We start from the raw sequence: 19,454 nt of genomic DNA on the forward strand, positions 1-19,454 counted from the left end.
AGTTGCACCACCAAGGGGCGCGGGGAACTGCGCGAGACACCACCCTGTGCGGATGGCCCTGACCGTCCGGCCCGCCAGCTGCGTGGGTGGCTTGTCGCGCAGTTCCCCGCGCCCCTAAGGTGCTGCAACTCCCCGTTGGCCCATGCGTTCTACTCTTCCCCGGCGAGCGTCAGCCGGCTGAGCCGGGCCGCCGCGAACGCCGCGCCACCCAGCGTTGCGACAAGGAGCAGCGGGACCGCCGTGGACAGCTGGACCGAGGACGTGATGACGCCCGGGTCCGCGATCTTCTCCGCCACCGAGAGCGCCCACTGGTGGACGCTCAACGTCCGCGCGCCCGGGACGTACTGGCCGACGATCGTCTCCCACAGGAGCGCGTACATCAGACCCCAGACCACCGCGTGGCGGGAGACCACGCCCAGCAGCAGGAAGATCGCGCTGTAGGCCACGCCCGCAATCAGCGCCGCGATCGTGAAGCCCAACGTCAGGCTCTCGTAGGTGCCGAAGAGGATCAGACCCGCGATGTACGTGGGCAGCGCCGCGAACACCACGGAGCAGCCGATGGCGACGACCAGCTTGGAAATGATGATCTTCCACCGCGGCTGCGGCTTCGCCAGCAGGTAGATGATCGAGCCGTCGTCGATCTCCGGGCCGATCGCGCCCGTTCCGGCGACCAGGCCGACCAGCGGGACCATCGTGCCGAGGGCGAGCGTGCCCAGGATGTTGGACGCGGTGCTCTCGTCCTGGCCCGCGACCGCGCGGATGACCACCGAGAGGACGATCAGCAGCAGAGGCAGGCCCAACAGCAGCAGGCCCCGGCGGCGGCCGAGCAGGCCGCGGACGGTCAGCCGGGCGACAGTGACGTTCATGATGAGGTCTCGGCCTTCCGTTACTTGGCGGCGACGAGGTAGGAGAAGACGCTCTCCAACGACTCGTCGGCCGGGGAGACGGTCAGCAGGCGGATGCCTGCCTCCTTGGCGACGCGCGGGACCAGCTCGGTGAACCGGTAGAAGTCGATCGCCTGGATCTGCAGGGCGCGCTCCTTCCAGTCCAGTTCGATGCCTGCCGTCGAGCCGTCGGCGATCAGCGCCGCCGCGAGGGCGCGGTCGTCGCTGGAGCGGACGGTGTAGCGGTGCGGACGGTCCGTCATCAGGCGGCGGATCTTGCGGAAGTCACCCGAGGCGGCGTGGCGACCGGCCACGACCACCTCGATGTGGCGGGCCAACTGCTCCACCTCCTCCAGGATGTGGGAGGAGAAGAGGACCGTGCGGCCCTCGCTGCCGAAACGGCGCAGCAGCTCCATCAGGTGCATCCGCTGGCGCGGGTCCATGCCGTTGAAAGGCTCGTCGAGGAGCAGTACGGCCGGGTCGTGGACCAGCGCGGAGGCCATCTTGACGCGCTGCTTCATGCCCTTGCTGTACGTGGAGACCTGCCGGTCCTGCGCGTACTCCATCTCGACGGTGGCCAGCGCGCGCTTGGCCGCCTCGCCCGGGGCGGGCAGGCCGTGGAGCTCGGCGTTGGCCAGCACGAACTCCCAGCCGGTGAGGAAGTCGTACATGGCCTCGCGCTCGGGCACCAGGCCGATCTGGCGGTAGGCCCCCTGGTTCTTCCAGATCGGCTTGCCGTCGAGGACGACGCTGCCCGAGGACGGCGGCAGGAAGCCGCTCATCATGTGGATCAGCGTGGACTTGCCCGCGCCGTTCGGCCCGAGCAGGCCGGTGACGCCGGGCTCGATCGTCATGGTGACGTCGTTGACCGCGACGACATTGCCGAACCAGCGGGACGCCCGGTCGATGCTGATGGTGGTCATGGTTCTGCCTCCTCAGATCTTCCGGTAGCGACGGACCAGCAGGGCGAAGGTGCCGCAGACGAGCACGGCGATCCACACCAGGAAGACCACGCCGCCCAGGGTGCTCGGCACGCCGATGTTGGGGCGGTCGTTCGGCACGTTGAAGATCCACTGGACCGTGGAGTCGATCAGCATGCCCGGGTTGAGCATCGCCACCCAGTGGCCGGACACCTCATGGCCCTTGAACCGCATCACGCCGAAGATCGCCTGGGCCAGACCCTGGGAGACCATGAACGTCGCGATGATCGCCGCGACCCCGAAGCCACGACGCGGCGTCAGCGAGGCGAGCAGCGAGCCGATACCGGCGTAGACCAGCGCATAGAGCGCAGCGGCCAGCACGCCGTAGCCGAAGTGCTCCAGGTTGTAGGTGAAGGCCATCGAGCCCAGCATCGAGCCGATCCACATGATCAGCATCGGCAGCATGGTCAGGATGAAGATCGCCGACGCCATCGCCGCGAACTTGGCGCGCACGTAGTCGGAGGAGCGCAGCGGCCTGGAGAAGTAGAGCGGCACCGTCATGAAGCGGAGGTCTCTGGAGAAGAGGACCGGCGCCTGCGCGGCGGTGAAGACCGCGATCACGAACTGCATGATCGTGAGGTAGTAGGTGTACTCGATCGGCAGCTTGCCGGACTTGAGGTAGACCGAGACCGCGACCATGATCACCGCGGGCAGCGCCATGATCACACACATGGCCATGGGCAGGATCTTCGACTTGCCGGACCGCCCCAGGCCGAACGCGCCGCGCAGGCTGGAGGTGTAGAGCGAGCGGGTGGCGTAGCCGGGGCCGAGGCGCGGGCCCTCGTAGTGGCGGTAGCCGATGTCGTGGATGACGTCGGCCCGCGCGCCCTCACGGGTGTGGGCGTCAGGGGTGCGGATGTCAGACATGGGCCACCTCCTCCTCCACGGCGGGGTTCACGGCGAAGACCTCGGAGATGTGGTGGCGGCGTTGCTCCAACCGCACCAGGCCGACGCCCAGGTCCGCGACGGCGTCGCGGATCGCGTCGTAGACCTCGTCGCCGGTCAGCTCGACCAGGACGACGTGGCCGCCGTCCACCGTGGCGTTGAGGCCCGCCTCGGCCAGGCGCGCCAGCAGCGCGGCGTCCGCGTCGAACTCCGGCTCGCCCTGGCGCTCCGTCACCTCGACGGCGAGCATCTGGGTGTAGGCCGTCATGTCGGCGGTCGAGGAGCTGCGCAGCAGCTTGCCGCCGTCGATGACGACGACGTGGTCGCAGGTGCGCTCCAGCTCACCGAGCAGGTGCGAGGTGACCAGCACCGAGATGCCGAACTCGCTGTGGACGCGCCGGATCAGGCCCAGCATGTCGTCGCGGCCGACCGGGTCGAGACCGTTGGTCGGCTCGTCGAGCAGCACCAACTGCGGGTCGTGGACCAGCGCCTGGGCCAGCTTGACGCGCTGCTTCATGCCCGTCGAGTACGTGCCGATCGGGCGGTAGCGCTCCTCGTACAGCCCGACGTGGCGCAGGATGTCGGCGGTGCGCTCACGCGCCGCCGTGGCCGGCAGGCCGGACATCCGGGCCATGTGGACGACGAACTCGGTGGCGGTGACGTCCGGGGGGAGGCAGTCGTGCTCCGGCATGTAGCCGACGCGCTCGCGGATGGCGCCGCCCTCGGTGGCGACGTCCAGCCCGAGCACGCGCGCGGTGCCCTCGGTGGCCGGGGAGAGACCCAGCAGGATCTTGATGAGTGTGGACTTACCCGCGCCGTTCGCTCCGACCAGCCCGACGACTCCGGACTGCACCTCGACGGTGAGGTGGTCCAGAGCAGTGACCCGGGGGAACCTCTTGGTGAGGTTGTCCGTAGTGATGACAGACACAGGATGAGGCTAGTCAGAATGTCGGCCCCGTCACATCAGGTCGACGGCTGACTTTTCCCTGGTCCTGCCCTTAGCCCTGGGATGTACGCGGCCGGGGTCGTCCCCTAGGGGACGACCCCGTTCCGTGGCACGGCGGGACCGGTCAGGCCGAGAGCAACTGGTCCTGCAGCTCCACGACCTGGCGGAAGTCGACCGTGGGGATCTGCCTGGGGTTGGTCATCTCGATCAGCGCCTCCGTGTCGCCCACGGTGACGTACGCGTAGATCACGGCAGCGTGCCCGTCCTCGGCGTCGAGCGAGCGTACGGTCGCGGTGATCGACCCGAGGTCCACCCCCGTCGCGTCCTGTGCGAGCGAGGCGGACGCCAGGTACACCCCGTCGGCCTCGACCGAGTCGACGTCGCTCGCGGTGCTGCCGGAGCGGAACTGCTGCAGGTAGATCTGCGTGTGCGTGCCGTCCGGCATGGTCCAGCCGGTCGCCGCGATGTGCCGCAGGCCCGCGTCGTCGAACGCGCCGAGCAGCGAGGCGCTGGTGCTGTACATCTTCAGGAACGACGCGGTCGGGTACCAGCCGTTCCGGCCGGGGAGGGTCGCGTCCGGGGTCGCGCCGTCCGGTGCGGGCACCAGCAGTTCACGCAGGTCGACGCTGTGGACGTGCTCGCTGTCGGCCGGGGCCGGGGCTCCCGTGGGCAGCTCCGGCAGGCTCAGCGCCGGGAAGGTCCAGCGGCCGTCCGCGGGCGTCCGCAGTCCCGGGATGTCGGTCCGCGCCGGCACCGTCACCAGCGCGGCGGTCACCGCACCGGCCACCAGCAGCACGGCGGTCGCACTGCTCCACCGCGCGAAGGTCCGCAGCCACGTCCGCTCCTTGCGCGGCTTGGGCGCGTACGCGGCGGGCAGCGCCCACACGGTGGCGGGCACCGGCTGCGGCGGAACGCCGGGGTGGGGCGCGGGCGGCGCAGCCGGGACGGGCTGGGGTTGCGGGGTCGCGGCCGGGACGGGCTGGGGTTGCGGGGTCGCGGCCGGGACGGGCTGGGGTTGCGGGGTCGCGGCCGGCTGCGCGGTCGCGGGCGGCTGCGGAGTCGAAGGCTCGGGCTCGCGCTCCGGTTCGGGCTGGTGGAATTCGTCGGGATCGGTCGTCGTCATACCTGGGCCGCCGGGGTCGCGAGTCGGGAGAGTTGCTGGCCGAAGAGGTCCGCTGCCGCCGCCTGGTCGAGCGGGGCCACGCCCTCGATCTGCATGGTGATCAGCAGGTCGCCCTCGGCGTCGTCGCAGCGCAGCACGCCGAGCGAGGAGCCGTACGGGTTGGGCGGCAGGTAGCAGTGCGCGTGCGGGAAGCCCGACACACTCGGGCCGCCGCCGTCACCGCCGGTGGCGCCGCGCAGGGTGGCCAGCGCCGTGGACGCGGCGTTGCTGCCCGGCTTCTCCTGGATCAGCGTGATCTCGGCGGACAGCCCGTCGTCCGGGTCCGCGTAGCTGCGCAGCGCGTAGCCCTGGAGGCCGGACAGGCCGAGATCCGAACTGAGGGTGCTGCGGTTGCCCGCGCTCAGGAACCGGTACTCGGCGGTGAACGCCGACGCGTACTGGGACGGCGTCAGCACGGTGTCGTTGCCGAAGGTCCGGTCGTCGGGACCCGGCTCGTCGGAGGACGGCACCGGCAGCAACAGCTGGTCGAGCGAACCGAAGTGGCTGCCGTCCGCACGGACGCCGTAGCTCGGCGCGGCGGGCGACGCGGTGCCCGCCGCCGTCGCCGGGGACGTGCTGGACGACGACCGGGTCGCCAGGATCAGCGCACCGGTGCCGCCGCCGACCGCGACCGCGGACAGCACGAACGCGGCGGCCAGCGCGACGAACCGCCCACGTCGGCGCGGCTGTCCGTCGGAAGCTCCGGGCGCGTCGGTCGCGCCGGACTCGGCGGTCTCCGCGGACGGATCCGTCTCGGCGGGCGGGGGGAAGGCCTCGGTGCTCACAGGCGCTCCAACTGGCTCTGCATGATGGACATGACCACCGACTGCGGGACGGAGTTGGGGCTGTCCGCGAAGATCTCGACCATGATGTCGCCGTGACGGGCGTAGCCCACGCCCTGGTAGTAGCTGCCGCCGTTTCCGTCGCCGTGGGACTTCGTCCCGGCGTACACACCGCTGTCGGACGTACCGGGGACAATCGCGGGGCTCACCCCGGTGTCGGTCGCGGAGAAGCTCAACTGGCCCTCCATCGCGGTCCTGAGCTGGGACTCGTCGGACTTCTGGAACTGCACCAGCCGGACGCTGACGCTCTGGTCGCCGTTCTGGACCCACTGCACCTCGGCGGCGCGGCGGAAGCCGTTGGTGAGCAGGTAACGGAACTCGCTGCCGGGGTTGGTGTAGCCGTTCGCGTAGGAGCTCAGGGACAGCCAGCCGTCGGGGGTGTCCGGGACGTCCCACGGCTTGCTGCCGGAGGGCGCCGGGACGAGCAGTGCGGTCAGGTCACCGTCGGTCCGCACCGCGTCGTCCTCGCTCGCGGTGAGGGCGGGCGCGGCGCCGCGCGCAGCCGGGTACCGCGGTTGTGCGCCGACCAGCGGCGGCAGCGGCGTCGGCGGACGCCCGGCCTGGATCGCGTAGCCGATGCCGCCGCCTCCGGCGATGCCGAGCACCAGTGCGCCGGCGACCAGCGCGACGAGCTGCCCACGCGACCAACGACGGCGCTGCTTGGGCGGTTCGGCCGCTGCGATGTCTTCACTGGGGGGTCCGGCGGGGACATCGTCGGGGTCGACCGCCGACGGCCCGGGCACGGGAGTGCTCACTTCTTCTCCTGGTCGATGCGTCGTCGTCGGTGACTGACTCACTGGCCCGTGCTCAGGCGCTGCTCCTGACGCTGCATCAACTGCGTCAGGAGGGAACGGCTGGGCGTGCCCGAGCCGGTGATGTCGATCTCGTACTCCACGTCGCCGACGTGCGAGACGCCGATGATCTGACCGTTGCCGCCGTTGCTGCTGCTCGGCGCGAACGACTGGCCCTTGGCGTCCGAGATCCCGGACACGCTGAAGGAGTCGCCCTGGTTGAAGGTCAGCCCGCTGACCCAGTCGGAGGCGTGACCCGAACCGTCGAAGTGGATCAGCTCGACCTTGACGGTCCAGACCCCGTCGTTGGTCAGGAAGCTGCGCGTTGCGCCGCCCTGGCAGCCGAGCTGGTCGAGGACGGAACGGCTGGTGGAGGGGTCGTTCATCACCTTGGCGATGTCGCCGCAGCTCTCGCTCGCGCCGTTCACGTCGTTGTAGACCTGCGCGCCGTCGGGGACGGGCAGCAGGAAGAAGCGCAGATCGCCGCTGTGGACGCTGCCGCTGACGGAGCCCTTGACCGTCGGGCCGGGGGTCGGCGTCGGGGACGTCGGAGCAGCCGTGGTGGGGGCGGCCTTCGGCGACGGGGTCGCCTTCGCGTCGGCGGAGGCAACCGGGCTGGGACTCGCCGCGGCGGCCGTGGCACCCCCACTGCCGCTACCGCTGCCTCCGGCCGCGACGACCGCGCCCGCAGTACCGGCGGCGAGCACCAACCAGCCCGCGACACCGAGGGCGATGTACGCGCCGCGTCGCGAGGTCTTCTTCCCGGACGACCCGGTCGGCACCGGAGCGGGTGGAACCGCCGGATATCCGGGCGGCTGGCTTTCAGGTCCCAAGGAAATTCCCCAACGATGCGATACGGGGCAGTCGGGTCGGAGCAGCGCACATCCCGTCACGGAGACCGGCGCCACGACCCTTGCGAGCTGCGAGTATGCCGCGCCGCACAGGAACTGCCCAACTTCTTTATGCGATCGATACCGGCCACGGGATCGCTCTCCCGGATACGCCCCAATTATCCGCAGCAGTTCCACCTTTGACGTGCGGAGAACAAAACGCGGGCCCCGCTGAAAAGCGGGACCCGCGTATGCCGACGAGCAGTGCTCCGCGTCAGCTGAGCTGCGTCAGCCGAGCTGCCTCAGCTGAGCTGCGCCAGACCGTCCGTGGCGATGCGCTCGAAGACCGCGAGGTCGTTCTCGAAGATCGAGTCCGGCACCGGCCAGTGCACGACGAGCTCGTCGATGCCGAGGTCGCGGTAGGTGCCGGCCCAGTCGACGAACGCGTCGACGGAGGCGAGGGGCCGCTCCGCCGTCGAACCCTGGAGCAGCATCTTGTCGATGCTGCCGAAGTCGCGCCCCTGTGCCTCGCACGCGGCGCGGAGCTTGCCGAGCTGCGCCTCGATCACGGCCGGAGCCTGCTCCACCGGCACGTCGCCGGGCCCACGCGGGTCACCGTAGGTGACCCAGCCCTGCCCGTACTTCGCCGCCAGCTTGAGCCCGCGCGGACCGGTCGCGGCGACGTAGAACGGCACGCGCGGCTGCTGGACGCAGCCGGGGATGTTGCGTGCCTCGACGGCGGAGTAGAACCGGCCCGGGGCGGTGGTCGTGTCCTGCGTCAGCAGCTTGTCCAGCAGCGGCAGGAACTCGTCGAACCGGTCGGCCCGCTCCTTCGGCGTCCACTCCTCCTGCCCGAGCGCCGTCGCGTCGAACCCGACCCCACCGACCCCGATGCCGACGGTGACCCGTCCGCCGGAGATGTCGTCGAGCGTCATCAGCTCCTTGGCCAACGTCACCGGATGCCGGAAGTTGGGCGAGGTCACGAGCGTTCCGAGCCGCAGCCGCTCGGTCGCGCAGGCCGCCGCGGTCAGCGTCGGAACGGCCCCGAACCACGGCTCGTCACGGAACGACCGCCAGGACAGGTGGTCGTAGGTGTACGCGGCGTGGAATCCGAGTTCCTCGGCCCGACGCCAGATCTTCTGTCCCTCGCTCCACCGGTGGATGGGGAGGATCACCGTACTCAGACGCATACCGCCGACCCTACGCGTTCGCTCTGGCAGGTGAGTTTGCGAACACCCCGCGTGACGGCGCCTGCGCGATCGCTAGCGTGGGCGCCGTGGACGTGCTGAGCAAGGCCGAACTCCAGGCGCTGATCGAAGAAGCCACCGTCGACGCCTACGGCGAGGACGAGCAGTGGACCTGCCCTTGCCAACGCCTCTGCCGGACGGCCCCGAATGGATCGAGGCCTACCGCCACTGGGCCGGCTGACGCCAAGCCGTTCGGACAGCACGTCCAACCGACTTGCCAGGGAGGGCAGGACATGGGGAGCACCACACAACGGGGCCACGGCATCAGCGATCGATCGCTCCGTGCCCTCCTCAAGCGCAGCGCCGAGTTGAAGGGTGAGCTGGTCGCCTTCGCACAGAGCCGACGCTTCGACCGATGGTTGACTCCGGCTCTGCTGGAAGCAGCGGGGCCCGAGCGGCGGCTGGGCGAGCTCGAGGCAATCCGGATCATCGACAACTTCATCCTGCGGTACCGCCTGCCGGACAGCTCAACCGTGGTGGACAAGTTCGTCGCCGGGCGACGGGACCTGGCCGAGAGCGACCGGCAGATGCTGCTCGGCTGGCGTGACCCGGTGGAGGGAATCTTCGAGATCCGACGCAAGGACGGGGACGCCGTCGTCCTGCTGAACCTGATCGACGACCTCGAGTACCGCACATACTCCAATGTCGGCCGCGCCGCGTTCCGCAGCGTCACCAAGGGTGACTTCCTCCTCGCCACCCTGGTGCCCGTCCACTCCGTCGATGGGGTGTGGCTGGCCTCCGGGGCCTTGGCGCCCTACCCGAAGACCAGCGCCACCGAGATCGCCCGGGCCGCGCTCGAACTGGCCACCAGTCATCCCGCACTCGTCTTCCGCAACCCCGAGAAGATCGAGCAGGGATGGGAGTCCATGCGGGCGGACCGGGCCGCGTTCGTCGAGTTCTGCGGTGGCGACGAGCTGGTCCTTTCCCCTGCCGACGGCGAGGACCGACTCAACTCCTACTACCGGCACCGGCAGGAAGCCACCATCGCCCAACTGCCCGAGCGCGCCCGCAGCAGGCGGCTGCCCAGCTTGGGCATGCCGTTCTTCGAACTTCCGCAGGAGCTCGCGGAAGCAGACACCGTCGGCGTCATCTACGACGACATCGACGGACTGAACTTCTACGCGGACTACGGGATGCTGCAGGAACTCTTCGCAGACCCAAACCTCACCGGGCGCAAGCAGCACCAGGATCTGCTGCGCACCTACCTGCGCGAAGAGTCGATCGCACCACTGCCGATCCGCCGACTGGCCGCCGCCCACCCAGAGACCGCCGACGCGGTCTTCCGCAAGCTGCTGCGAAAGCCCGGCTTCACCTGGTCCGAACACGGCGAGGATCTGCTACGCCGACGCAAGCCCTGGTACTACGCCCAAGAGCCGCGCCCCGGGGTGTCCGTGATCGGCGAGCGCCTCAGCGAACTCACCGCCAACGGCAGACAGCCTGCGCTCACCCGGGCGCGGCGCGTACCGCGTCAGCCCGATCGCCCGTGACAGGGAGGTCGACCTTCAGCGGCGGAGACTGCGGAAGATGCGAACTCCTTCGAATTGCCGTTCGCAGCTGCGCCGTGCCCGGCAGGTAGACACAGAAGCGTGTTAATACGCCATGTAATACACTGCTGCCATGGATGAGCCTCGCCGCGGCAAGACCCGCGTCACCAGCGTCTCCCTCCGCACCGAGACCCTGGAGGCCATCCGAGCGCGCGCGGGAAAGCAGGGCGTCTCCTCATACATCGAGAAGGCCGTGCAGCGACAGCTCCAGCGCGAGGCGATTGACGAGTTCATCGCAGCTGCCGAGGCCGAGCACGGGCCCGTCGATCCAGCAGAAGTGGCGGCGCGAGCTGAGCGCGTCCGGGCCCACCACGCCAGCCACCGAGGCGAATCCACTCCGGCGGACGCCGCGTGAGCGGCACTCTCGTTCTCGACAGCGAGGCTCTCTCCAAGCTCACCCGCCGACACCGCGACATGACCGTCTGGCTGGACGTCGCTCGCACTCTTGACCTGCTGGTTGTCACAAGCGCGGCCACGCTCGTCGAGGCACGCGATCCGAAAGTGCCGCAGGCGGCATTCGACCACGCCGTCTCACTGGTCAAGGTGCGCCCTGTCACGGAGGACGTTGCACGCGCCGCGAGCAAGCTGCTCACAGCCGAAGGGCTTCACGGCCACAAGTACGCGATCGACGCAATGCTCGCCTCGACGGCTCACCTGGAGCACGGCGACGTGACCGTCGTGACCAGCGACACCGAGGATCTACGCCGACTGTGCCACCGACGCATCGCAGTGGAACCGATCTGACCGGGCCACACCAGCAGCAGCACCCGCAGCTCAGACTGTGATGGGTGAACGAGGCTTGACCGAGGTCACGAGCGTTGGGACCGGAAGAGCGGGAGCAGCGACGGGGCAGAAGTCTTCATTAGACGCAGACTATCGTGCGCTTAATGCATACGCCTGCTTGAGGTGGGACTCCGCCGCAGATCAGACCCAGATGAGTGAATAAACGTTGGTGCCGGTCCGCGGCCCTCGACCGGCAGCAGGTCCGTCACGTCACGTGGGTCGAGCCCGTCCAGTCACCGCGCGGTGGCCGCCGGTGCGGGTGTGCAGAATTCCGACTCGAGCTCGGCGGTGAAGACGCCGACCGGGCTGCCGAAGGTGCCGTTGGCCCAGTCGCCGTTGACCTCGGTCGAGAGGAGGTGGCGGCCGTCGCGGGTCCCGAAGGTGTAGGACCACGAGCCGTCGATCGCGCCGCCCATGCCCCACACCGTGCCGCAGGAGAGGTTCACCGAGGCGACGCCCAGGCCGTACGTGGTGCCCGGGATCCAGTTCTTTCCCGGGTCCAGCATGGTGAACATCTCGCGCTGCTGGGTGGGCGGCAGCATCCGTCCCTGGAGCAGGGCGCGGAAGAAGGTGATCAGGTCGCCGTCGGTGGAGATGATGTCGCCCGCGCCGAAGCCCCAGGAGGGGTTGAGGTCGGTCACGTCGTAGAAGGGGGCGTTCGGGTCCTGCTCCATCAGCTTGGAGTAGAACCGGCCGTGCGGGCCGTCGATGCCCGTGTCGTCGCCGGTCGGCTCGTAGGTGTTGGAAAGGTGCAGCGGCCCGGTGATGCGCCGGGCGATTTCCTTGGCCAGGCTGTGCCCGGTGGCCTTCTCCACGATCAGCCCGGCCAGCACGTAGTTGGTGTCGGAGTACTCCCAGCCAGCCCCGGGGGCGAAGCTCGGCTTGCTGGCGACGGCGATCTCGACCAGCTGTCGCGGGGTGAAACTGTCGAAGCGGTTCGTCAGGAAGGCCTGGCCGACGAACTCGTCAGCCAGCTGCGGCGCGTTGGCGTAGTTGGAGATGCCGCTGGTCATGTCCAGCAGCTGGCGGATCGTGATCTCGGATCCGTCGTAGCCGTTGCCGTCCACCAGGCCGGGCAGCCAGTGCTCGACCGTGTCGTCCAGGCTGAGCTTGTGCTCGGCCTCCAACTGGAGGACGACGGTGGAGACGAAGGTCTTGGTGGTGCTGCCGATCCGGAACCCGTCCTGCGGCTGGAGCTTGCGCCCGGTGCTCAGGTCGGCGGTGCCGGCCTGGCCGAACCAGGTGGAGTCGCCGTTCTCGATCTGGGCCATCGCGCCCGGCAGACCGGCCTGGGTGACCGCCTGGTCGAGCACGGACTGGACTCCGGCGTGCTGGGCTCCGGCACGCGGGGCGTCCTGGGCGAAGGCGGCGGGAGCGGTCGCCAGCATGGCTCCGGTGAGGACGACGGTGACGGCGGCGCGGACGGTGTTCTTCACGGTGGTTCCCCCTGATGCGTTGTCGTACTGCAGGATTTTGCTTCGCGGTCTGTGAAAGACAGTAGGCCGATCTTTGCCGATCAGGCAACGGTCCAATGGCTCAACATGCCAGTTATTGCAGGTGAATGACGGTAAATCATTGCAATGAGCTTGACGATTAATGCAATGGACTCCCGCATCCGTTGCAATGGGCTCTGGATGAACGCATACTCGGCCGCAGCACAGTGGAAAGAAGGGGAGCGTCGACATGCCAGGTGCCAGGCTGACCCAGGACGACCGCCGCAGGATCGCCGTCGGACTGGCGGAGGGCCTCGCCTACGGGGAGATCGCCCGCCAGTTGGCGCGTCCGACGTCGACGGTCACCCGCGAGATCGCCCGCAACGGCGGCCCGTCCGGCTACCGCGCGGACAGCGCACAGCGCGGTACCGCACAGCGCTCGCGGCGCGGCAAAGCGGCGCCGCAGCGGCGGCCCGACGGCGGAGTGCGCGGCGGCGCGGACGGCCGTGATCCGGCCGCGGTCCAGGAGTACGCGACGCAACTCGCGGAGCTGCTGGTGCACATCGGCCTGCCGCGGATGGTCGCCCGGGTACTCACCTGCCTCTACGTCACCGACAGCGGCAGCCTGACCTCGGCCGAGCTGGTGCAGCGACTGCGCGTCAGCCCGGCGTCGGTGTCCAAGGCCATCGGCTACCTGGAGGGCCAGGCGCTGGTGCGGCGCGAGCGGGACGAGCAGGGCGAACGGAGCGAACACGGCCGCCGCGAGCGCTACGTCATCGACGACGACATCTGGTACCAGGCCATGCTGGCCAGCGCCCAACGCAACGCGATGCTCGCCGAGTTCGCCCGGAACGGCGCCGAGCTGCTCGGTCCGGCCACGCCGGCCGGAGCCCGGCTCGACACGGCCGCGGTCTTCCTGGAGCACACGGGAGAGGACCTCGTCCGCGCCGTGCAACGACGTCGCGACGAGGAGGGAGGGGCAGAGGAGGGACAGTCAACGGTCAGTCGGTGAGGAGTAGCCCCGTCACGAACGCGACCGCGTCCTTCGGATCGCGCAGCGCGCCGCGCGCGAACGCGGCGTCGTACGCGGTCGCGCCCAGCTCCTCGCGAAGGGACTCGCTGAGCCCGGCGACGTGACGTCGGGTGCCCGGGAGGGACAACGACTCGGCCACGCCGCACAGTTCGGCCGCCGTGCCGGGGCGGCCGGAGGCCGACTCCAACGCCGCCGCGGTGACCGCGAGTTCGCCGTAGGCGGGCAGGTTGCGGGTCCGGGCGACCACCTCGGACGCGGCACGGAGGCAGTCCCCGGCCTCCCTGCGGTCGCCCTCGCGGAGAGAGATCCGAGCAACCGTCATATGTGCTGCTGCCTCTGTCAGTTCGCCGCTCGTCCAGCCAACCAACCTGCTGGCCATGGCCGATGCGCAGAGCTCCCGGGCCCGCGCGGTCTCGCCCCGGTGGAGGGCGACCTCCGCCAGGCCGAGCCGGGCCTGGGCCAGGTTGTCGCTCACGCCGAGCGGCTCGACCAGGCGGACGGCGCGCAGCAGGTCGGCCTCCGCCGCCTCCAGGTCGTCCGCGCGGATGCTGAAGTCGGCGCGGCTCCAGAGTAGTTCGGCCATGTCCTCGACGGACTGCAGCTCGCCCGCGAGGGCCAGCGCGCGGTCGGTGCAGGCGGAGGACGCGGCCCGGTCACCACGGCGTCCCATCGCGCGGGCGAGCTCCATCAGGGCCATCACCATGCCCCACCGCTCGCCCTGCTGCCGGAAGCAGCCGAGCGCCTCGCGGAACTCGCGCTCCGACTCGGCCAGGTCGGCGCGGAGGAACCAGTGCTGGAACCCCATCCCGGTGTGCAGCAGGCCGCGGTACCAGGGGTCGTCGCCCAGGCTTGCGATGGCCTCGTTCTGCGCGGCCGTCGAGAGCTCGTCCGGAACGCCGACGAACGGCGCCCACTGCACGATCAGGAACGGGAACCGCAACGGATGCGCGAACATCAGCCGGTCCATGACCGGGCGGCACAGGTCGACCGCGGCGGCCAGCTCCGGGGTGTCCATGCCGCCGGAGATCGCGGTCATCACGGCCAGCACGAACTGCTCGTCCCGACCGGGCGGGATCACGCCACCGAGCCCGTCGAGCAGCCGGACGGCCAGGGCGCGACCCTCGGTGCGGAGGCCGCGCAGCATCCAGTAGCCGGACAGCGCGGCGAGCAGGTCCAGCGCCTGTTCGGGGTCGGTGGCGACAGCGTGCCGCAGCGCGGCGGTGAGGTTGCTGTGGTCGGCTGACAGGCGTGCCAGCCAGTCGAGTTGAGCGGCGGTGCGGAGCTGCGGCTCGGCCGCCAGGGCGAAGGCGGCGAAGTGGGTCAGGTGCGCGTCCGCGTAGCGGCGCTGCTCGTCGGCCGCGGCGAGCCGTTCGGCGGCGTAGGCGCGGACGGTCTCCAGCATCCGGTAGCGCATGCCGTCCGCGACCGCATCACCGCTGTCGCCTGCCGGGGCCTGATAGGCCACCACCAGGGACTTGTCGACCAGCGCGCCCAGCAGGTCAAGGGTGCCGTCGCCGGCGACGGGGTGGCCGCCGCAGACGGCCTCGGCGGCGTCCAGGGTCCAGCCGCCGCTGAAGACCGAGACACGGCGCAGGAGTTCGCGCTCCGGCTCCGGGAGCAGGTCCCAACTCCAGTCCACCACCGCACGCAGGGTCTGCCGGCGCGGCTGGGCGGTCCGGCTGCCGCCGGTGAGCAGACGGAACCGGTCGTCGAGCCGGTCCGCGATCTGACGTGGCGTCAACATCCGTAGCCGGGCAGCGGCCAGCTCGATGGCGAGCGGCAGGCCGTCCAGGCGGCGGCAGATCTCGGCGACGGCCGCCGTGTCGGCGGGATCGAGGGTGTCCGGCGCGAAGCCGGGGCGGACGGCGGCGGCGCGCTCGGCGAAGAGGCGCAGCGCCTCGCCGTCCGGGAGCGGGTCCAGCGGGCGGACGTGCTCGCCGGGGACGGACAACGGCTCCCGGCTGGTGGCGAGGATCCGCAGCTCCTGGCAGGCGCCCAGCAGGCTCTCGGCGAGCGGGGCCACCTCGGCGACGATCTGCTCGCAGTTGTCCAGTACCAACAGCAGGTCGCCGCGCCGGGCCAGTGCGGGGGCAAGCCGGGCGACGGCGTCGCCGGTCGGCGCGGTGGGGCCGAGGACGCCCGCCTCGCGCACTCCGAGCGCCCCCAGCAGCGCCTGCGTGAGCCCGCTGCCGTCGCCGACCCGGGAGAGGTCGGCGAAGCACGCGCCCCCGACGCCGTCCCCTGAGCTGGTGGCCTCCTCTGAGCTGGTGCCGCGCCGAAGTCGGCGCGCGGCGAGTTCGAGGGCGAGCCGGGTCTTGCCGGTCCCGCCGGGGCCGGTCAGGGTCACCAGCCGCGCGGTGCGGAGCGTGGCGTCGAGCGCGGCGAGCTCGGGTTCGCGGCCGACGAAGCTGGTCAGCGGACGCGGGACGGGAGGCAGGGCCGTGATCGCGGGCACGGACCCGCGCGGGGCCGAAGCCTCCGCGACAGCGGCCTCCCGGACAGCAGCCTCCAGGACAACTGCCGCCGGGACAGCCGCCGACGCCCGCAACGCCGGGTCGGCGCGGAGGATGGCCAGGTGCAGCTCGGCCGTCTCCGGTCCGGGATCCGCGCCCAGCGCGTCGGCAAGGGCCTCGCGCAGTGCCGCGTACGCCGCGAGCGCATCGGCCTGGCGTCCGGCGGCATAGAGGGCGCGCATCAGCAGCGTGGTCAACCGCTCGCGCAGCGGATCCGCCGCGACGGCCTGGCGCAGTTCGGCGATCACCTCGCCATGGCGGCCCAGACGCAGCGCGGCCTCGGCCCGGGTCTCGACCGCGCCCAGCCGCAGCTCGGTCAGGCGGACCACCTGCCCGGCGGCGAACGGCACGCCGCCGACGTCCGAGAGCGGCTCGCCGCGCCACAGCCCGAGCGCCTCGGTGAGTGCCGCATGCGCCTCCGCCGCCGCGCCGGCGGCCAGCGCGGACCGGCCCTCGGCGGCGAGCCGCTCGAAGACGTGCGCGTCGACCTCGTCCGGCGACACCGACAACCGGTAGCCGCCGGGCCCGCCCTCGATGGTGGCCCCGACCTGCGCCAGCGCTCCCCGCAGCCGGGAGACCTGCGACTGCAGCGCGTTGGCGACGTTGTTCGGCGGCGACTCGCCGTAGAGGCCGTCGACCAGCCGGTCGGTGCCGACCGTCCGTCCGGCGTCCAGCAGCAGCAGCGCGAGCAGCGCACGACGGCCGGGACCGCCGAGGGCGAGCTCCCCGCTGTCGCCGGTCCACGCCTGGGTCGTACCGAGAATGCCGAACCTCACCCGGTGATTCTGTCCCATGGGACACCGGGCGGGAGGGAGGTTCCGCCGGAAGATCCACACTGGAGGATGTGAGGATGGAGGGGTGATCCCCTCCCTCATCGCCACCGATCTCGACGGCACCCTGCTGCGCAGCGACGGCACGGTCTCGGCCCGCACCGAGGACGCCCTGCGTCGCGCCGAGGAGGCGGGGATCTGCATCGTCTTCGTCACCGGCCGCCCGCCGCGCTGGATGGGCGCGGTCAGTTCCGCCATCGGCCCGCACGGCGTGGCCATCTGCTCGAACGGCGGCGCGCTCTACGACGTCCGGCGCAAGGAGCTGCTGTCCACCTCCCCGATGCGCCGCGAGGACGCGCTGGCCACGGTGACGGCGCTGCGCTCGGCGCTGCCCGAGGTCAGCTTCGCCTTCGAGTATCCGGCGGGCTTCTCGCACGAGCCGCAGTATCCGCGCACCCTGTGGGACATGGACGCGGCCGAGCAGGTCGCCCCGGCGGAGGAGATCCTCGCCGGTCCGGCCGGGGACCAGGTCTTCAAACTGCTGGCCAAGCACCCGAGCCTGGACCCGGACGCGTTCCTGCGCCTGGGCCGCGAGGTGGTCGCCGACTCCGGCGAGGTGACCCGCTCGGCGTCGGTGGCGATGCTGGAGATCGGCGCGGTCGGCGTCAGCAAGGCCACCGCGCTGGCCCGCTGGTGCGCGGAGCGCGGCATCCCGGCCGAGCGGGTGGTGGCCTTCGGCGACATGCCCAACGACCTGCCGATGCTCGCCTGGGCGGGCACGGCCTACGCGGTCGCCAACGCCCACCCCGAGGTGCTGGCCACGACGGCGCGGCACGCCGCCGACCACGACGAGGACGGCGTGGCCCGGATCGTCGAACTCCTGCTGGACGGCGGCGTCTGAGGCGTCCAGCCCCGGCTGCCCTGGACCCCTCTCACCGCACGGCGGTTCTCACAGCACGGCGGTCCAGGAGACCGTGGTGCCCTTTCCGTTCGGGCCCGGTCCGTGCCAGGCGGAGCCGGAGAGGGCCTCGGCCCGCTGACGCAGGTTGCGCAGCCCGCTGCGGCGACCGCCCTCCGGGATGCCGACGCCGTCGTCGGTCACGGTGAGCAGCACGGCGGGCCGACCGGCCGCGCGCAGGGCCGAGTCGGGGTCCTCACCGTCGACGACGGTGTCCCGCACCGCCCCGGCCACCACCCCGGCCACCGGCGGCGGACTGTTCGTCAGGTGGCCCTCGGCGTCGATGTGGACGGTGCTGTCCACACAGACCTCGACCTTCGACGACCGCGCGTGGCGCGCCGCATTTGAGAGCATCTCCCGTAGTGCCGCCGTCAACTGACGACCCGTCGGCTCACCGATCATCGACTCGATCGGCCCCACGAACGTGATCGACGGACGGAAGCCGAGCGGTCCCACCGCCTGTGCGCCCTCGCGCAGCAGCTTGCTGCGCAGGTCCTCGTCGCCCTCCGGGGTGTCGTCGTGCTGGAGGGCGTAGATGGTGGTGCGCACCTCCTGGATGGTGGCGTCGAGTTCGTCGACCGCCTTGCCGAGCCGGGTCCGCACCTCGGGGACCTCGGCCAGCCGGGCCGCGCTCTCCAGCATCATGCCGGTGGCGAACAGGCGTTGGATGACCAGGTCGTGCAGGTCACGGGCGATCCGGTCGCGGTCCTGGTAGACCGCGAGCCGCTGCTGGTCGTGCTGGCCCTCGGCCAGCCGCAACGCCAGCGCCGCCTGGGCGGCGAAGCCCTCCGCCAGCGCCTGCTCGTCCGGGGTGAACGGGGGCAGGTCACGTCGACGCCAGACACTGACCGCGCCGAGCACCCGGCCGGCGCTGCGCAGCGGCAGCGTCATGCTCGCCCCGAACGCCCTCCGGACGGTGGAGCGGACCTCCGAGTTCTCCCGCATGTCGTCGATGATGACGCTGTCCCCGGCCAGCAGCCGGGCGGTCCGCTCGCTCGGCGGGATCAGCTCGCCGGTGACGAAGTCCGAGGCCTCACCGGACGCGTGCGAGATGCGCAGTCCGCCGTCGCCGGTCGGCAGCAGGATCATGCCGATCGCCGCGTCGGCCAGGTCGCGCAGCAGTTCAGCGGTGGTGATCAGCGCGATCTGCGCGTCCTCGGCGGTCAACATCACCGTGGTCACCTCGCGGGAGGCGGCGATCCAGCGCTCGCGGCGCAGGCCCTCCTCGTAGAGGCGGGCGTTCTCGATGGCGACCCCGGCGGCCGCCGCCAGCGCCTCGACCACCTGCTGGTCGGCGGAACTGAAGTGCCGTCCGTGGTGCTTCTCGGTCAGGTAGAGCGTGCCGAAGAAGTCGTTACGGACCCGGATCGGCACGCTGAGGAAGGTGTGCATCGGCGGATGGCCGTGCGGAAAGCCCGCCGCGCTGGGGTGCTGGGTCAGGTCCTCCAGCCGCAGCGGCTCGCAGTGGTCGGTGACGTAGCCCAGCAGGCCGAGCCCGCACGGCGGCCCGCCGATCTCCAGCTCCTGCTCGGCGCTGATGCCCACCTGGATGAAGTCCGACAGACCGTGGGTGTGCGGGGCGAGCACGCCCACCGCCGCGTACTCGGCGTCGACGAGATCCGCCGCGGTGGAGGCGATCCGCTGCAGCGTCGCGTGCAGGTCCAGCCCGGAGCTGACCGCGACGACGGCCTCCAGCAGCTCCCGCATCCGGTCGTTGACGGCGGCGACGGCGTGCAGGCGCTCGGCGACCTCCGACACCAGGGCGTCGACCTCGAGCGAGCCGAGATCGGGGCTGAAGTGTCCCTCGCTCTGTTCCATGGCCATGGTCAGAGCCTAGTTTGTCCGGATTGGCC

Annotated in this window: 17 protein-coding genes; 5 read left to right on the forward strand and 12 right to left on the reverse strand. The window is 71.0% G+C overall.

Translation table 11 applies throughout. The features are described 5' to 3' along the window. Nucleotides 1–149: 149 nt before the first annotated feature. The 9 genes from ABH940_RS01040 to ABH940_RS01080 all read right to left on the reverse strand — a co-directional run bounded on the left by ABH940_RS01040 (nucleotide 150) and on the right by ABH940_RS01080 (nucleotide 8,510). Nucleotides 150–869: an ABC transporter permease subunit gene (locus ABH940_RS01040; protein WP_370065529.1), complete on the reverse strand. Its 720-nt coding sequence runs from the start codon at nucleotides 867–869 to the stop codon at nucleotides 150–152. A gap of 17 nt (nucleotides 870–886) precedes the next feature. Then, nucleotides 887–1,807, reverse strand: a complete 921-nt coding sequence (locus ABH940_RS01045) for an ABC transporter ATP-binding protein (RefSeq protein ID WP_370065192.1) — start codon at nucleotides 1,805–1,807, stop codon at nucleotides 887–889. Between the two features lie 12 nt (nucleotides 1,808–1,819). After that, entirely contained in the window at nucleotides 1,820–2,731 is a 912-nt protein-coding gene (locus ABH940_RS01050) for an ABC transporter permease (protein WP_370103953.1), read from the reverse strand. Beyond that, on the reverse strand, nucleotides 2,724–3,677 hold the full coding sequence (locus ABH940_RS01055) for an ABC transporter ATP-binding protein (protein WP_370065188.1): 954 nt from the start codon (nucleotides 3,675–3,677) through the stop codon (nucleotides 2,724–2,726). The genes ABH940_RS01050 and ABH940_RS01055 overlap by 8 nt, the downstream gene beginning before the upstream one ends. Nucleotides 3,678–3,819: 142 nt before the next feature. Then, a complete protein-coding gene (locus ABH940_RS01060; protein ID WP_370065186.1) occupies nucleotides 3,820–4,818 on the reverse strand; it encodes a hypothetical protein in 999 nt (332 codons plus the stop codon). Beyond that, the gene (locus ABH940_RS01065; RefSeq protein ID WP_370065185.1) at nucleotides 4,815–5,642 is read right to left on the reverse strand and encodes a hypothetical protein; all 828 of its coding nucleotides are present in this window, start codon (nucleotides 5,640–5,642) and stop codon (nucleotides 4,815–4,817) included. The genes ABH940_RS01060 and ABH940_RS01065 overlap by 4 nt, the downstream gene beginning before the upstream one ends. Further along, on the reverse strand, nucleotides 5,639–6,454 hold the full coding sequence (locus tag ABH940_RS01070) for a hypothetical protein (protein WP_370065183.1): 816 nt from the start codon (nucleotides 6,452–6,454) through the stop codon (nucleotides 5,639–5,641). The genes ABH940_RS01065 and ABH940_RS01070 overlap by 4 nt, the downstream gene beginning before the upstream one ends. A gap of 38 nt (nucleotides 6,455–6,492) precedes the next feature. After that, nucleotides 6,493–7,272, reverse strand: coding sequence for a hypothetical protein (locus ABH940_RS01075; RefSeq protein WP_370065181.1), 780 nt, complete (start codon nucleotides 7,270–7,272; stop codon nucleotides 6,493–6,495). 350 nt (nucleotides 7,273–7,622) lie between these two features. Continuing rightward, complete coding sequence (locus ABH940_RS01080) at nucleotides 7,623–8,510, reverse strand: LLM class flavin-dependent oxidoreductase (protein WP_370065179.1); 888 nt, start codon at nucleotides 8,508–8,510, stop codon at nucleotides 7,623–7,625. 290 nt (nucleotides 8,511–8,800) lie between these two features. Here ABH940_RS01080 and ABH940_RS01085 point away from each other — a divergent pair, with 290 nt between their 5' ends. The 3 genes from ABH940_RS01085 (at nucleotide 8,801) to ABH940_RS01095 (ending at nucleotide 10,855) form a co-directional block, all read left to right on the forward strand. Next, nucleotides 8,801–10,054: a hypothetical protein gene (locus ABH940_RS01085; protein WP_370103955.1), complete on the forward strand. Its 1,254-nt coding sequence runs from the start codon at nucleotides 8,801–8,803 to the stop codon at nucleotides 10,052–10,054. Nucleotides 10,055–10,184: 130 nt separating this feature from the next. After that, nucleotides 10,185–10,466 (forward strand): hypothetical protein, encoded by a 282-nt coding sequence (locus ABH940_RS01090; protein WP_370065175.1) that lies wholly within the window; start codon nucleotides 10,185–10,187, stop codon nucleotides 10,464–10,466. Continuing rightward, complete coding sequence (locus tag ABH940_RS01095; RefSeq protein ID WP_370065173.1) at nucleotides 10,463–10,855, forward strand: type II toxin-antitoxin system VapC family toxin; 393 nt, start codon at nucleotides 10,463–10,465, stop codon at nucleotides 10,853–10,855. Before ABH940_RS01090 ends, ABH940_RS01095 begins: the two co-directional genes overlap by 4 nt. 272 nt (nucleotides 10,856–11,127) lie before the next feature. Here ABH940_RS01095 and ABH940_RS01100 read toward each other — a convergent pair whose 3' ends face one another. Next, nucleotides 11,128–12,330 (reverse strand): serine hydrolase domain-containing protein, encoded by a 1,203-nt coding sequence (locus ABH940_RS01100; protein WP_370103956.1) that lies wholly within the window; start codon nucleotides 12,328–12,330, stop codon nucleotides 11,128–11,130. Nucleotides 12,331–12,577: 247 nt separating this feature from the next. On the opposite strand from ABH940_RS01100, the gene ABH940_RS01105 reads away from it, so the two are divergent. Continuing rightward, a complete protein-coding gene (locus ABH940_RS01105) occupies nucleotides 12,578–13,339 on the forward strand; it encodes a MarR family transcriptional regulator (RefSeq protein WP_370065169.1) in 762 nt (253 codons plus the stop codon). Here the strand turns inward: ABH940_RS01105 and ABH940_RS01110 are convergent. Beyond that, nucleotides 13,329–16,649 carry a BTAD domain-containing putative transcriptional regulator gene (locus ABH940_RS01110; protein WP_370065167.1) on the reverse strand — a complete coding sequence of 1,107 codons (3,321 nt, stop codon included), beginning with the start codon at nucleotides 16,647–16,649 and terminating at the stop codon, nucleotides 13,329–13,331. The genes ABH940_RS01105 and ABH940_RS01110 overlap by 11 nt on opposite strands. Before the next feature lie 82 nt (nucleotides 16,650–16,731). On the opposite strand from ABH940_RS01110, the gene ABH940_RS01115 reads away from it, so the two are divergent. Beyond that, the gene (locus ABH940_RS01115) at nucleotides 16,732–17,544 is read left to right on the forward strand and encodes an HAD family hydrolase (RefSeq protein WP_370065165.1); all 813 of its coding nucleotides are present in this window, start codon (nucleotides 16,732–16,734) and stop codon (nucleotides 17,542–17,544) included. A gap of 48 nt (nucleotides 17,545–17,592) precedes the next feature. Here ABH940_RS01115 and ABH940_RS01120 read toward each other — a convergent pair whose 3' ends face one another. Next, nucleotides 17,593–19,425 (reverse strand): GAF domain-containing protein, encoded by a 1,833-nt coding sequence (locus ABH940_RS01120; RefSeq protein ID WP_370103958.1) that lies wholly within the window; start codon nucleotides 19,423–19,425, stop codon nucleotides 17,593–17,595. Between the last annotated feature and the right edge of the window lie 29 nt (nucleotides 19,426–19,454).

It is taken from the genome of Streptacidiphilus sp. BW17 (assembly GCF_041262485.1).
Classification (GTDB): domain Bacteria; phylum Actinomycetota; class Actinomycetes; order Streptomycetales; family Streptomycetaceae; genus Streptacidiphilus.